This is a genomic window from Arthrobacter crystallopoietes BAB-32 (assembly GCF_000328305.2).
Classification (GTDB): Bacteria; Actinomycetota; Actinomycetes; order Actinomycetales; family Micrococcaceae; genus Crystallibacter; species Crystallibacter crystallopoietes_A.
In genome coordinates this window covers 1-12,710 of record NZ_ANPE02000219.1, presented here as the reverse complement: position 1 = coordinate 12,710, position 12,710 = coordinate 1, and the positions used below count along the sequence as shown (strand labels likewise).

Below are 12,710 nucleotides of genomic sequence, written 5' to 3'. Positions count from 1 at the left end.
CACGGCGGCGTGCCAGCTCGGCCTCGGCGGCGAGCATCGCGGCTGCTTGGCGGCTTCGGCCACCTGGACCTGGCGGTAGCGCTCGGCGTCGGCCGGGCGGCGGACCTCGGTATCGAGCTGCTTGGCCTTCAGCTCCGCCTGCCGGACGGCCACCAGTTCTTCCTGTTCCAGGATGCGCTGCTGCTGGGCCGCTTCGGCCAGCGGGCCGGCGGCATTGGCGATCGCCAGGCGGGCGTCGGTCTCTTCCTTGATCTCGGCCTGCTTCAGGGCCAATGCCTGCTGGGCGATGGCGACCTTCTCGTCGGCCAGGGCCTGGGCCTCGGAGGCCTCGCGGGTAGCCTGCGCCTCGGCGATGGCCGCCAGCTTTGCCACCTCGGCGGCCTGCGGGCGGCCCATGTTGTTGATGTAGTCGCCCTGGTCGTCGACCGACGAAATCTGGAAGGTGTCGATGACCAGGCCCTGGTTGTTCATGGAGTGCTCGGCCTCCTCGGATACCGAGGCGGCGAAGGAGGCGCGGTCCTGGATGATCTGCTCGACGGTCAGCGTACCGACGACAGCGCGCAGCGAGCCGGCCAGGATCTCCTGCGTGTAGTGGTCGATCTGGTCCTGCTGGTTCAGGAAGCGCTGGGCGGCACGGCGGATGGAGACATCGTCCCCGCCGACCTTGACCTGGGCGACACCGGTCAGCTGGAGCTGGATGCCGTTCTTGGAGATGCCCTCGATGTCCACGCGGATCTGCCGTGAGGCGAGCGACATCGTGTAGGCGCGCTGGACGAAGGGGTACACGATGACACGGCCGCCGGAGACGACCTTCTGGTCGTCCTGGCCGCCGCGGCCGGTGATGATGAGTGCCTCGGACGGGCCGGCGACGCGGTAGGCCCGCATGACTCCGAATACGACGACGAGGGCAACGATGACTATGACGGCTAACAAGCCAAGTTCCATGGCACTGCGACTTTCGTTGAGACTGGACGGATGATGCGGCTACCGCCATAGACCGCAATCAGGCCGGTACCCCCGCCTCGATCCTAGCCCCCCGCCGGACTGACGTTACCGGGCCGTAACCGGCGCTGTGGAAACTTCCGTCGCGTTCGGCCGGCTCAGCCGGTTGTGGAGGGGAACTTCCGGACGGTCAGGATCTGCGCCGCCCGGCCGACCAGGCCCTGCTCGTCGTACAGGTCCGATGCGGTGAGCCCGACGCCGTCGGGACCGAAATGCACCCGCGTGTCCAGACCCGTCCAGTCACCCATGGGCTGGCGGAACAGATGGACGGTCAGGTCCACGTTCGGGAACATGTACTCCTTCGGATCCTGCCGCACGGCAATGCCGTTGGCCGTGTCCACGAACGTCAGGAAACGTGCCACCACAGCGGAATCCTCGCCGTCGACCAGGGCGTACGGGCTGCGGATCCAGGCAGCGCCGTTTCCGGGACCGCGGTCCGCCACAGTGCGGATCTCGGTGGAGCGGATGTAGCCACCGGGCCAGACCGACTGGAGCGCAGCAGGAGGACAGGCAGCGGGCGCAGGCAACGCTCCGCCGTCGCCCCCGGCTACCTCCGAAGTGTCTCCGGTGAGCAGCCGCCAGGCGAAGGCCCGGATGGCCGGACGCCCGTTGCCGCTGAGCGTGGCCTCGATCAGTTCGATCGTGCGGCCGGGACGGACCACCTCCGTGGTCACTTCGATTTCGCCGCCGGGGATGATGCCGAGAATCTCGAAGGTCACCTGGCTCAGGGCCATCTCCGGCCGCGGATGGTTGTGCTGGACCGCGTGGATGAGCAGCCCGGACGCCGGTGCCATGTGCTGCTCGTGGTCATTCCAGGCGCCCTGCGAATGCAGCGTGGAGTGGAAGCGCGTTCCATCGAGCCGCACATAGTAGGAGTCCGGGACCGGCGCACCGTCGATACCGAGGTGGTCGGTGATGGAAGTCATGATGGAGTCAGGCATGGTTCTACTGTAGTGAGCGGTGCGGGGAACGCTATTCCGCGCAGGCGGCGGCGCTCCTATACTGGCGGCGTGGGGACGGCAATCCTGTTCGGTCTCGTGGCGTCCAGCGCCTTGGTGCTCGGATCGCTGATCGGTGTGCGGTTCGAGTTGCCCAAGCGAGTGTTGGCCATCCTGCTCTCATTCGCCTCCGGCGCGCTGATCACGGCGCTGGCCTTCGAACTATTCGAGGACTCCTACCAGCAGGGCGGAATCTGGCGGGCCGCTCTCGGTTTGTTCGCCGGCGCGGTGGTATTCACTGTGCTGAGCGCGCTGCTGGACCGCTGGGCGCAGGCCGGATCCCGCACCGTCCCTGCCGACGAGCACCGGGGCAGTGCGAAGCTGGACACCAACGCCGCGGCGGCAGAACGCGCCCCGTCCACGGCCTCGACCCGCGGCGCGGCAGGCATGGCACTGCTGGCGGCCGTCACTCTCGACGGAGTACCGGAGAACGTGGCCCTCGGCGTCGCGCTCAATGAAGGCACCGGCGGCCTCGCCCTGCTCGCGGCGATCTTTGTCTCCAACCTGCCCGAATCGCTGGTCGGCGCGGCGTCCATGCGCAGCGAAGGCAGATCCGCCGGGGCCACGATCGGCCTCTGGCTGGTTGCCGGGCTGCTGCTGGTCGCTGCGGTCGTGGTCGGTGCCGGGCCGCTGTCCGGGGCGAGCCCGGAAACCATCTCGCTGCCGCTGGCGTTCGCCGCCGGAGCCGTCATCGCCTCGCTTGCGGACACCTTGATGCCGGAAGCCTACGAGCACGGCGGGCCTGCCGTGGCACTCAGCACGGCCGCAGGCTTCGTACTTTCGTTCGTCCTGTCGCTGGCCTGAGCCTTTCGTCAGCGCCCCAGCAGCACGCTGTGCCAAAGGTGCCGGCACATGAAGGCGAACGCGGTCAGCCAGACGGCGCAGGCGACCCAGAGCCACACGGCACCGATCCCGCCGACGATCGGGAGGTTGTCCGCTTCGCCCAGCGTCAGGCACGCGACGCCGTACATCCCCACCGGGAAGACAATGCTCCACCAGGTGGCCTCGTAGCGCAGTGGAACACGGTGCCGGAAGTGGCGCCACCAGCCCGCGGCCACCAGCGGCGGAATGAGCCAGGTGGCGAAGGCCCAGCAGACCACGGACAAGCCGCCCACCAGGCCCCGCGTGGCCGTGACCATCGGCGCGTCCTCCATCTCGACGATCCGCGCGCCGGCAACCACGCTGATGGCCATGGCGCCCATCGCCACCCAGTAGGGCGGGGTCAGGTCCTCGGGCCGCAGCTTGTACAGCATCATCCGCAGCGCCACGAAGATGCCGCAGGCGGCATAGAGGAAAATGCCGACGGACCAGGAGAAGACCGCCAGGACCGCGAGTTCGCGGCGGAGCAGCGGCAGCATCGGCTCGAGGGTCGCAGCGGCCACGGCGCAGGACTGGCTGGCGACGGACCAGATGAACCAGGTGCCGTTCGCCGTCGCCACCACCGGACGCGACGTGCGGCCGAGGACAGCGGTCCATGGCACAACGTAACCCAGCACCAGCCAAGCGGCGAAGCCCAGCAGCAGGAGCGCCGACGTCCAGCCGATCTGCCCCTCCATCGAAAGCCTGATGCCCAGCACGTTGGTCCCGGCCACGAAGGTGAAGAACCCGAAGCCGCGGCGCGGATCGTGGAACTCCTCCCGCAGCTGCACGCGGTGCCGGAGCAGGCGCAGCAGGTGCAGCAGCAGAATCAGGACGTAGCCGGCCGCGCACACGGCGAGCAGCACCGCCGAGGCCACGTCGAAGCCCTGGATTTTCAGCGCCACCGATACGATTCCGCTGCCCATCACGAGCGCGAAATACCCCGGCGCCAAGGAGGCGACGGCGCCGTCGGCCCTTTCCCGCAAACCCGTTACCACGGCCCTAGCTTACGGCCGCACCCCCGGCCAGGATGGTTAAAGGAAGCAGCCCCGCCCCGGACAAACCGGGGCGGGCTGCTTAGCTGGCGGTGACGGTGGGATTTGAACCCACGTTGGCTGTTACACCAAACAACATTTCGAGTGTTGCACCTTCGGCCGCTCGGACACGTCACCAACGCATACCAACTTTACCGGGTGATGCCCCGATGCCCCAAAACGTCCTGGTGCGGACCGGATTAAAGCGGTGCGGGCGGGGCGGGCTGCCCGCGATGCGCCTCGAAAAAGCGGCGCAGGATCTCCCCGCATTCCTCTTCGCGCACACCTGGATACACCTCGACCCAGTGGTTGAGCCGGCGTTCGCGCAGGATGTCGAAGACGCTGCCGGCGGCCCCGGCCTTGGGGTCCCACGCGCCGAAGACCACGACGGGCAACCGCGCCAGCACGATGGCCCCGGCGCACATCGCACAAGGCTCAAGCGTGACCACGAGCGTGCAGCCGTCCAGCCGCCACGAGCCAAGGGCCTCGGCGGCCTCGCGGATGGCGACCAGTTCCGCGTGCGCGGTCGGGTCGTGGCGGGCTTCGCGTTCGTTCCGTCCGGTGCCGATCGCGGTACCGTCCGGACCAATAACGACGGCGCCAATCGGCACATCTGCTGTGTCCAGTGCCGCACGGGCCTGGTCCAGCGCCAGTTCCATCCAAGTCTCGTGCCGCCGGGCAACTTCGGTCATGGCCTCATTCTCGCAGGACGGGATGTTTGTGCTCGGCAGGGGCCGCCGGTAGCTTTGTGGCATGCGCGTTCTCGAAGTGGACCATCCTCTTGTTGCCCATAAACTCACTGTTCTCCGCGACAAGACCACTCCGTCACCGGTGTTCCGCCAGTTGACCGAAGAGCTCGTCACGCTGCTCGCCTATGAGGCCACCCGGGACGTGCACACCCAGCCCGTGGAGATCGAAACTCCCGTCACCCGCACCGTCGGGACGGCCTTCACCAAGCCCACACCGCTGGTGGTGCCGATCCTGCGTGCCGGCCTCGGGATGCTGGAGGGCATGACCAAGCTGGTGCCCACCGCCGAAGTCGGCTTCCTGGGAATGGCTCGCAATGAGGAAACCCTGGAGGCGATCACCTACGCCGAACGGCTGCCGGCGGACCTGACCGGCCGGCAGGTCTTCGTGCTGGATCCGATGCTCGCCACCGGCGGCACACTCCGGGAAGCGGTGAAGTTCCTGTTCCGCCGCGGCGCCGCAGACGTGACCTGCATTTGCCTGCTGGCGGCACCCGAGGGGCTGACGGTACTGGAAGAGGAACTCGGCGACAGCAATGTGACCATTGTGGTGGCCTCCATTGACGAGAAGCTGGACGAGAAGGCCTACATCGTTCCAGGCCTCGGTGATGCCGGAGACCGGCTGTACGGCGTCGCCGGATAGCACGCGCCGCGGGCTCGGACGGCCGCTGGCCCAAGCCTTGCTGTCCATATAGTGAGCCACTTGCATGCTAGACGGACTTGTGATCGTTCAAACCCTTGACAGATCCCACTATCTTGCATATTTATGCAGCCCATCGTCCGGTAAACCTAAGAATGCTGTTCATATTTATTCAGGACGAGGAATGTGAGTTGGAACATAGTTAAGCGCTTGCGTCTCACATAATGAGACGAAACGCCTATTGTTACTTGCACGTACGGAATATTACGGCGAAACTCAGAGACGTGAACAACATTTCAACGGCACCTGCGCAGGCAGCAATCCCCTCCGGTCTCCATGCCGGCTGGACCATGTGCTGTTGTCGAATGCAGGCCTAACTCCCCACCCTGCGAGTTATTCAGGCAAAAATCCACTGTCCAATGGCGGGCAAAAGCATCCCGTGCGGGCACACAATGCATTCGCGCCGCGATGACGGCCATTCACCAATGAGGTTTTAGGGAACATGTCAGTTTCATCCGGATACGTCCACATCTCCGTCCGTAATGCCCAGAACCGCGCTGCCGCAGCGCAGCGCCAGGGTGTTGCCCGGCCGCCGTACGGCGGCCAGCAGTCCACCGGACACCCCGGACAGCAGCAGTACCGCGTGCTGCGTTCTGTTCCCGGCCAGTACGACGGCGACAGCGCCGCCCCGACCACCGCGCCTACTCCGGTGGTCACCCCCAATGGCGTACCAGGCCCGCAGGCAGTGTCGGCAGACACGGCCGCCCGCGGGTTTGTTTTGTATGTAGGCCTCGACGAGGCCGCCGCCTCGGCCGCGGGCACGTCCCTCACGAAGCTGGCTTCGCAGATCCGCTCCTACGTCCAGAGCCTCGTGCCCGGCGCGCAGAGCCATGCCGCCGTCGCCCTGGCCCCGGCCGATGCCCCCGGCGACAACATCGACGTCGTCCGGCAGGCACTCGGCGACCCCACCGTCAGCCGCCGCCCCCGCCAGGAGACGGTCCGCGCACCGCAGCCGGCCCAGCAGGCCACCCGCCCCAGCGGCGTACTGATCGACCTGTCCCGCCGGGAAGTGCACCTGGACGGTGAGACGCTGAACCTGACTTTCAAGGAGTTCGAGCTGCTGAACTACCTGGTGGAGAACGCGTCGCGGACCGTCGGGCGCGATGAGCTGCTCTCCGGGCTGTGGAAGAACGCCGAGGAGGTGCCGAATGAGCGCACCATCGACGTGCACATCCGCCGGCTGCGCTCCAAGCTGGGCCGCCTGGCCAACACCGTGCGCACCGTGCGCGGACAGGGCTACCGGTTCTACGAGCACCCGGAGGTTGTGGTCTGGGCCGCCCCGGAATACTCCATCTAGGCACGCAGCCGCTCCTGCCTTCGCAGCGCGCCTGCAGTTCCCGCCGGAACTGCGGGCGCGCTGGCTGTTAAAGGCCGTACTCCTCCAGCAGGCGGAGCCAGACTTCGCAGATCGTGGGATACGACGGCACCGCATGCCAGAGCCGGTCCAGCGGGACTTCACCGACGACGGCGATGGTCGCCGCATGCAGCAGTTCGGCGACGTCCGGCCCGGCGAAGGTGGCGCCGAGCAGTACCTTGCGCTCCTCGTCCACAACCAGCTGGGCCCAGCCGTCGTAGCCGTCCGCGTGCAGCGAGGAACCGGCGACGGCGATCGGCAGTTCAGTGGCCGAGGCGTGCAGGCCCCGCTCCTGCGCTTTGCCGAGGGTGAGGCCGACCATGGCCACTTCGGGATCGGTGAAGACCACCGACGGCACCGCAGCCTCGTCGGCCGTTGCGGTGTACTTGCTCCATGCAGCCGGTTCCTCTTCGGGTGGCAGGGTTCCCGACGCCCGGGCCGCGATCGCGTCCCCGGCAGCCCGCGCCTGGTACTTGCCCTGGTGCGTCAGCAGCGCCTTGCCGGCGGCATCGCCCACCGCATAGAGCCACCCGCCGGCCACTCCGGCGACCAACCCGGTGGCGTCGGTCCGCAGCCCCTCCGGTACCAGCCCGACTTTTTCCAGCCCCAGGCCCGCGAGGCCCGGCCGGCGCCCGGTGGCGACCAGAAGCTTCGCCGCGCTGACCGTGGAACTGGCCGCGCCGCCGTCGTTGGTTGATGAGAGCGTCAGCTGAATGCCGTCGCCGTCCTGAGCCGCTGCCTTCGTGGAGGTGTGCAGCCGCACGTCCACACCGTCTGCCCGCAGCCCCGCCTCGACCAGCCGCTGTGCGGGCTCGGGGTAGTTCGAGAGCAGGGCGCCGCGGGCCACCAGCGTGACGTCCGAGCCGAGCCGGGCGAAGGCCTGCGCGAGCTCGGCGCCGGAAACCCCGCCGCCGACCACCAGCAGGCTGCCCGGGACGTCCTTGGCCGCGGTAGCTTCCCGGGTGCCCCAGAACGGAACGCTGTCCAGGCCGTCGATGGGCGGCACCGAGGGAACGGAGCCAGTGGCCAAAACGACGGCGTGGCGCGCCTCGACGGTCGTGGTGCCTTCGTCCGTGGTCACCTCGACCAGCCGCTCGCCGGCAAGCCGCGCGGTCCCGCGCACCAGTTCGATTCCGGCATCCCGCACCCAGTCCACCTGTGACGAGTCCTGCCAGCCGGAGGTGAATCGGGTGCGCCGCTCCAGCACGGCGCTGCGGTCGAGCACGCCGGTAACGGCCTGCCTCGCCCCGTCCACCCGCCGGGCGGAGGCCAGGGCCGCCCCGGGCCGCAGCAGCGCCTTGGACGGCATGCAGGCCCAGTAGGAGCATTCGCCGCCCACCAGGCCCTTTTCCACGAGGATGGTCTTCAGGCCCGCCGCTGCGGTGCGGCCCGCGGCATTCTCGCCGACGGCACCGCCGCCGATGACGACAACGTCCGCAGCCAGGGTTGGATTGGTCATGGAGCGAGCCTTGCAGTCGCCGCGGGGTGGCACAAGGCCTGTGCCTCATCTGCGCCGGCAATAGACTGGCAGGCATGAGCGGCCACCACCTGCGGAAACTGATGATCATGCGCCACGCCAAGTCCGATTGGCCGCTCGGTGTCGAGGACCACGAGCGGCCGCTGGCCAAGCGCGGGCACAATGAGGCGCCCATGATCGGCCGCTGGATGGTCAAGCACCACCACGTCCCGGACTTCATCCTCTGCTCCTCGGCACTGCGGACGCGGCAGACGTGCACGTGGGTTTGCCATGAGCTCGGCGAAAAGGCGCCGACGCCGCTGCTGTCCGACGCCCTCTATGACGCCACCGCCACGGAAGTGCTCAGCGAGATCAACCAGCTCCCGGACACCATCACCAGCCTGCTGGTCATCAGCCACATGCCGGCGGTGCAGGACCTGGCCATGCGGCTGGCCTCAGTGGAGTCGGACGAGGAAGCCGTGATGGACATGGCCAGCCACTATCCGACGTCGGGCCTCACAGTCCTGGAGCACGGCAAGAGTTGGGCGGAGCTGGACGGCAGGGACGCCAAAGTCACCGCGTTCGTGGTGCGCCGCTGAGCACGCCGTCGGATGTTGGCCTCGAGGAAGGCAGGGCGTATTCGGTCGGACTAGGCGTGGATGTGCCGGAGCTTGTCCGGATTGCGCACGATAAATATCTCCCGCACCAAGGAAGCCTCGATCCGGAAACTCGCCACTGTGTCCACTGCTCCGCTGCTGTCGACGGCGATCAGGGCCGCAAGCCCGTTGACCTCCGCGATACGGAGCTGGAACGGCGTATCCGGCTTGCTGGTGACACCGAGCAGGAAGCGCAGCACTTTCTCGGCACCGACGATGGGCCGGAGGGCCGCGGACTTCTGCCCGCCGCCGTCGCTGGTCAACACCACCTCGGGTGCCAGCAGCCCGAGGAGCGGTTCGAAGACGCCGGTGCTGGCGGCCAGCAGGAATTGTTCAGTGATCCGCCGGTGCAAGGCGGGGTCCACCTGGTTCCTCGCACGCCCGCTCGATACGTGCGCGCGGGCACGCGAGATGAGCTGGCGCACAGCGGCGGGCGACCGGTCCAAAGTCCGGCCAATCTCGGGGGCCTGGTAGCCGAAGACATCGCTCAGGATATAGGCGGCGCGCTCCAACGGGGTGAGCTGCTCCAGGACGATCAGCATGGCCATCGAGACGTCGTCCGCCAGCACGGCTGCGTCGTCCGGTGCAGCAGCCGCAGCGGTGCGCGGCACGGCGCCGACCGGCTCGGGCAGCCACGGGCCGATGTACTCTTCGCGGCGGCGCTGCTGGGTGCGGATCTGGTTCAGTGCCAGGTTGGTCACCGTCCGCAGCAGGTAGGCCCGCGGCTCCCTGACCTCGTCCATGGGGACGTCGGCAAACCTCAGCCAGGCCTCCTGCAGTACGTCCTCGGCGTCGGCCACGCTGCCCAACAGCCGGTAGGCCGCTCCGAAGAGCTGCCCCCGGTGGTGCTGGAACACGTCCAGGTTGGCTTCCGCCGTCGCCATTTCAGTCTCCAATGCTGCAGGTCTCCTTGAAGCCCTGGCTGTCCAGGCCCATGGCCGCGTTGACCCTCGAACGCTGGTTCTCCACTGCAATCAGATAGGTCAGTTCCGCCAGCTGGGCATGGTCCAGATGCTGCTTCAGCCTATCCACGAGTTCATCCGAAACACACGGCGGCGTGGCAGTCATTGCTTCGGCATATTCGAGGACGGCGCGCTCCAAGGGCGTGTAGACGGTACTTGTCCGCCACTCCGGAACGGCGCGCAGCTTGGCCGGGGCCACACCTTGGTGGTGGTATTCCCAGTAGCCGAAGTCCAGGCACCAGCTGCAGCCGATTGTGGTGGCCGCGCCCATGACGGCCAGCGCCTTGAGCGTGGGCGGCACGGTCTTGAACCTGGCGATCGCACTTTCGTGCCGAAGCCAAGCGAACAGGACCCTGCGGTTGTGCAGCATGGCCAGGCCGGGGTCCAGCACCTCGCCGTACTTTCGCCTGCTGTAGCCGGCCATGATTTTCAGGAGCAGGCCGGGAGTGTGTTCCAACGGTATGCGTGCCATGGTTCTCCTCCGTGTCGCAGCCTCGGTGGGCTGGGGATGCAAGGAAGACACCGCTCCAGCGATGGAGTGTGACATGAGCGCGGAAGACGGGGACGGGCAGCGCGGCGTGCGGCCGTGAAATCGGGCCGGCGGAAGGCCGTGCACGCAACGGCGGGCAAACGGAAAGTGGGGCCCGGTCGATGACCGGGCCCCACTTCATGGTGCGCCCAAAGGGATTCGAACCCCTGACCTTCTGTTCCGTAGACAGACGCTCTATCCAGCTGAGCTATGGGCGCTTGGCCTCGCGGCCGGATATAACTCTAGCGTGTTTACCTCCCAGTCACCAAATCGAACTGGCGACCCCTCCGTCTTCCGCGGAATGGCGCGGTTTTTAGGGCCGAAGGTCCCACGCGAAGGAATGTGAACTAGACCGGTCTATATGACCTTAATCACATCCCCGGCTCTTGAAATGAGGGAAAACCGCGGAATCAAGCGTCGGCTGCCCGATTTCTCCAGCCAAGTGTACTTACCATCACAATGGCGCAGGGTTTTGGCCCCATACCATCGATAAACACCACTGGCCCGATGGAAGGGAAGAGTCATGGGCACTACTGCGCGTCAGCCGCTTCTTGACGAATCGCTCAAGAATGCACCAACTACACACGCCAAGCTTCTGGCCTGGGTTGCCGAAGTTTCTGAGCTGACGCAGCCCGACTCCGTCTATTGGGTGGACGGATCCGAAGCCGAATTCGCCCGGCTCACCGACGAACTCGTCGAGGCCGGCACGCTCAAGCGCCTGAACCCCGAGCTGTTCCCGAACTCCTTCGCGGGCTCCTCGGACCCGAAGGACGTGGCCCGTGTGGAGGAGCGGACCTTCATCTGCTCCGAGAACGAGCGCGATGCCGGCTTCACCAACAACTGGATGGATCCGGCCGAAATGAAGGGCATCCTGAAGGATCGCTTCAAGGGCAGCATGCGCGGACGCACCATGTACGTGATTCCGTTCGTGATGGGCCACCTGGACGCAGAGGATCCCAAGTTCGGCGTCGAAATCACCGACAGCGCCTACGTGGTCGCCTCCATGCGCATCATGGCCCGCATCGGTACCGACGTACTGCGCAAGATGGAAGAGACGGACGCCTTCTATGTTCCGGCCCTGCACTCCGTCGGCGCTCCGCTGGAACCGGGCGAGAAGGACGTGCCGTGGCCGTGCAACGAGGAGAAGTGGATTGTGCACTTCCCCGAGGAGCGCTCCATCTGGTCCTACGGCTCCGGCTACGGTGGAAACGCGCTGCTGGGCAAGAAGTGCTACTCGCTGCGCATCGCCTCCGTCATGGCGCGCGACGAGGGCTGGCTCGCCGAGCACATGCTGATCCTGAAGCTCACCAGCCCGGAGAACAAGAGCTACCACATCGCGGCAGCCTTCCCCTCGGCCTGCGGCAAGACCAACCTGGCCTTGCTCGACCCGACCATCGAGGGCTGGAAGGCCGAGACGCTCGGCGACGACATCAACTGGATGCGTTTCGGCAAAGACGGCGAACTGCGCGGAGTGAACCCGGAGTTCGGCCTCTTCGGCGTGGCCCCCGGCACCGGCTGGGGCACCAACCCGAACGCCATGCGCGCCATTGCCAAGGGCAACTCCATCTTCACCAACGTCGCGCTGACCGACGACGGAGGCGTCTGGTGGGAAGGCATGACCGAGGAAGTGCCGGAGCACCTGACCGACTGGCAGGGCAATGACTGGACGCCGGACTCCGGCCGCCCGGCTGCGCACCCGAACTCGCGTTTCTGCACGCCGATCGACCAGGTCGACATGCTGGCACCGGAATACCACGACCCCGAGGGTGTCCGGATCGACGCGATCCTGTTCGGCGGCCGCCGCAAGACCACGGTTCCGCTGGTCACGCAGGCCCACGACTGGGCCCACGGCATCTTCATGGGCGCCACGCTGTCCTCCGAGACCACGGCCGCCGCGGCCGGTGCCGTCGGCGTCGTCCGCCGCGACCCGATGGCCATGCTGCCGTTCATCGGCTACGACGCGGGCGACTACCTCAAGCACTGGATCACGGTCTCGGGCAAGGGCAACCAGGAGCGCCTGCCGAAGATCTTCCTGGTCAACTGGTTCCGCCGCACGGCGGACGGCGGCTTCGCCTGGCCGGGCTTCGGCGACAACTCCCGCGTGCTGAAGTGGGCCATCGAGCGCCTCGAAGGCAAGGCGGACGCCGTCGAAACCCCGATCGGCTACATCCCGACCGCGGACTCGCTGGACCTGACCGGCCTGGACATGACCCCGGCCGACGTCGAGGAAGCCGTCAAGGTGGATCCGAAGGAATGGCAGGAAGAGGTCAAGGGCATCGAAGAGTGGTTCGCCCGCTTCGGCGACTCCCTGCCGGCCGAGCTGTCCAGCCAGCTGGATGAGCTGAAGGAACGCTTCGCCTGATCCGCACTAAGCAAGCGGAGGAGGCCCCGACCATAGCGTCGGGGCCTCCTCTG

The 12,710-nt window shown here is 67.0% G+C and carries 12 protein-coding genes and 2 tRNA genes; 5 read left to right on the top strand and 9 right to left on the bottom strand.

Annotated elements, in window-relative coordinates:
- Together D477_RS16995 and D477_RS16990 are read right to left on the bottom strand one after the other, a co-directional pair.
- Positions 1–933 (bottom strand): flotillin family protein (locus D477_RS16995; protein ID WP_005272511.1); only part of this gene is annotated, 933 nt, incomplete at its 3' end.
- A gap of 167 nt (positions 934–1,100) precedes the next feature.
- Positions 1,101–1,943 carry a thioesterase family protein gene (locus tag D477_RS16990; protein WP_005272508.1) on the bottom strand — a complete coding sequence of 281 codons (843 nt, stop codon included), beginning with the start codon at positions 1,941–1,943 and terminating at the stop codon, positions 1,101–1,103.
- A gap of 69 nt (positions 1,944–2,012) precedes the next feature.
- Here D477_RS16990 and D477_RS16985 point away from each other — a divergent pair, with 69 nt between their 5' ends.
- Positions 2,013–2,804: a ZIP family metal transporter gene (locus D477_RS16985; RefSeq protein WP_005272506.1), complete on the top strand. Its 792-nt coding sequence runs from the start codon at positions 2,013–2,015 to the stop codon at positions 2,802–2,804.
- Positions 2,805–2,812: 8 nt separating this feature from the next.
- On the opposite strand, the gene D477_RS16980 is transcribed toward D477_RS16985, so the two are convergent.
- From D477_RS16980 to tadA, 3 genes are all read right to left on the bottom strand, one after another.
- Positions 2,813–3,856: a tellurite resistance/C4-dicarboxylate transporter family protein gene (locus tag D477_RS16980; RefSeq protein ID WP_043847463.1), complete on the bottom strand. Its 1,044-nt coding sequence runs from the start codon at positions 3,854–3,856 to the stop codon at positions 2,813–2,815.
- Positions 3,857–3,940: 84 nt separating this feature from the next.
- Positions 3,941–4,030: transfer RNA gene (locus D477_RS16975), tRNA-Ser, on the bottom strand.
- Between the two features lie 62 nt (positions 4,031–4,092).
- On the bottom strand, positions 4,093–4,584 hold the full coding sequence (gene tadA / locus D477_RS16970; RefSeq protein ID WP_005272503.1) for a tRNA adenosine(34) deaminase TadA: 492 nt from the start codon (positions 4,582–4,584) through the stop codon (positions 4,093–4,095).
- 61 nt (positions 4,585–4,645) lie between these two features.
- Here tadA and upp point away from each other — a divergent pair, with 61 nt between their 5' ends.
- Both upp and D477_RS16960 read left to right on the top strand, forming a co-directional pair.
- Complete coding sequence (gene upp, locus D477_RS16965; protein WP_005272501.1) at positions 4,646–5,281, top strand: uracil phosphoribosyltransferase; 636 nt, start codon at positions 4,646–4,648, stop codon at positions 5,279–5,281.
- 499 nt (positions 5,282–5,780) lie between these two features.
- Positions 5,781–6,635, top strand: coding sequence for a winged helix-turn-helix domain-containing protein (locus tag D477_RS16960; protein ID WP_005272500.1), 855 nt, complete (start codon positions 5,781–5,783; stop codon positions 6,633–6,635).
- Positions 6,636–6,702: 67 nt separating this feature from the next.
- Here D477_RS16960 and D477_RS16955 read toward each other — a convergent pair whose 3' ends face one another.
- On the bottom strand, positions 6,703–8,151 hold the full coding sequence (locus D477_RS16955) for a dihydrolipoyl dehydrogenase family protein (RefSeq protein WP_005272497.1): 1,449 nt from the start codon (positions 8,149–8,151) through the stop codon (positions 6,703–6,705).
- A 74-nt stretch (positions 8,152–8,225) separates the two neighbouring features.
- On the opposite strand from D477_RS16955, the gene D477_RS16950 reads away from it, so the two are divergent.
- A complete protein-coding gene (locus D477_RS16950) occupies positions 8,226–8,747 on the top strand; it encodes a SixA phosphatase family protein (protein WP_005272494.1) in 522 nt (173 codons plus the stop codon).
- Positions 8,748–8,797: 50 nt separating this feature from the next.
- On the opposite strand, the gene sigJ is transcribed toward D477_RS16950, so the two are convergent.
- The 3 genes from sigJ to D477_RS16935 form a co-directional block, all read right to left on the bottom strand.
- Positions 8,798–9,700, bottom strand: coding sequence for an RNA polymerase sigma factor SigJ (gene sigJ / locus D477_RS16945; protein ID WP_005272492.1), 903 nt, complete (start codon positions 9,698–9,700; stop codon positions 8,798–8,800).
- Positions 9,690–10,238 carry a carboxymuconolactone decarboxylase family protein gene (locus D477_RS16940; protein ID WP_005272489.1) on the bottom strand — a complete coding sequence of 183 codons (549 nt, stop codon included), beginning with the start codon at positions 10,236–10,238 and terminating at the stop codon, positions 9,690–9,692. Before D477_RS16940 ends, sigJ begins: the two co-directional genes overlap by 11 nt.
- A gap of 198 nt (positions 10,239–10,436) precedes the next feature.
- Positions 10,437–10,513: transfer RNA gene (locus D477_RS16935), tRNA-Arg, on the bottom strand.
- 305 nt (positions 10,514–10,818) lie between these two features.
- Between D477_RS16935 and D477_RS16930 the strand changes: the two genes are divergently transcribed.
- Complete coding sequence (locus D477_RS16930; RefSeq protein WP_005272486.1) at positions 10,819–12,657, top strand: phosphoenolpyruvate carboxykinase (GTP); 1,839 nt, start codon at positions 10,819–10,821, stop codon at positions 12,655–12,657.
- Positions 12,658–12,710: the final 53 nt, after the last annotated feature.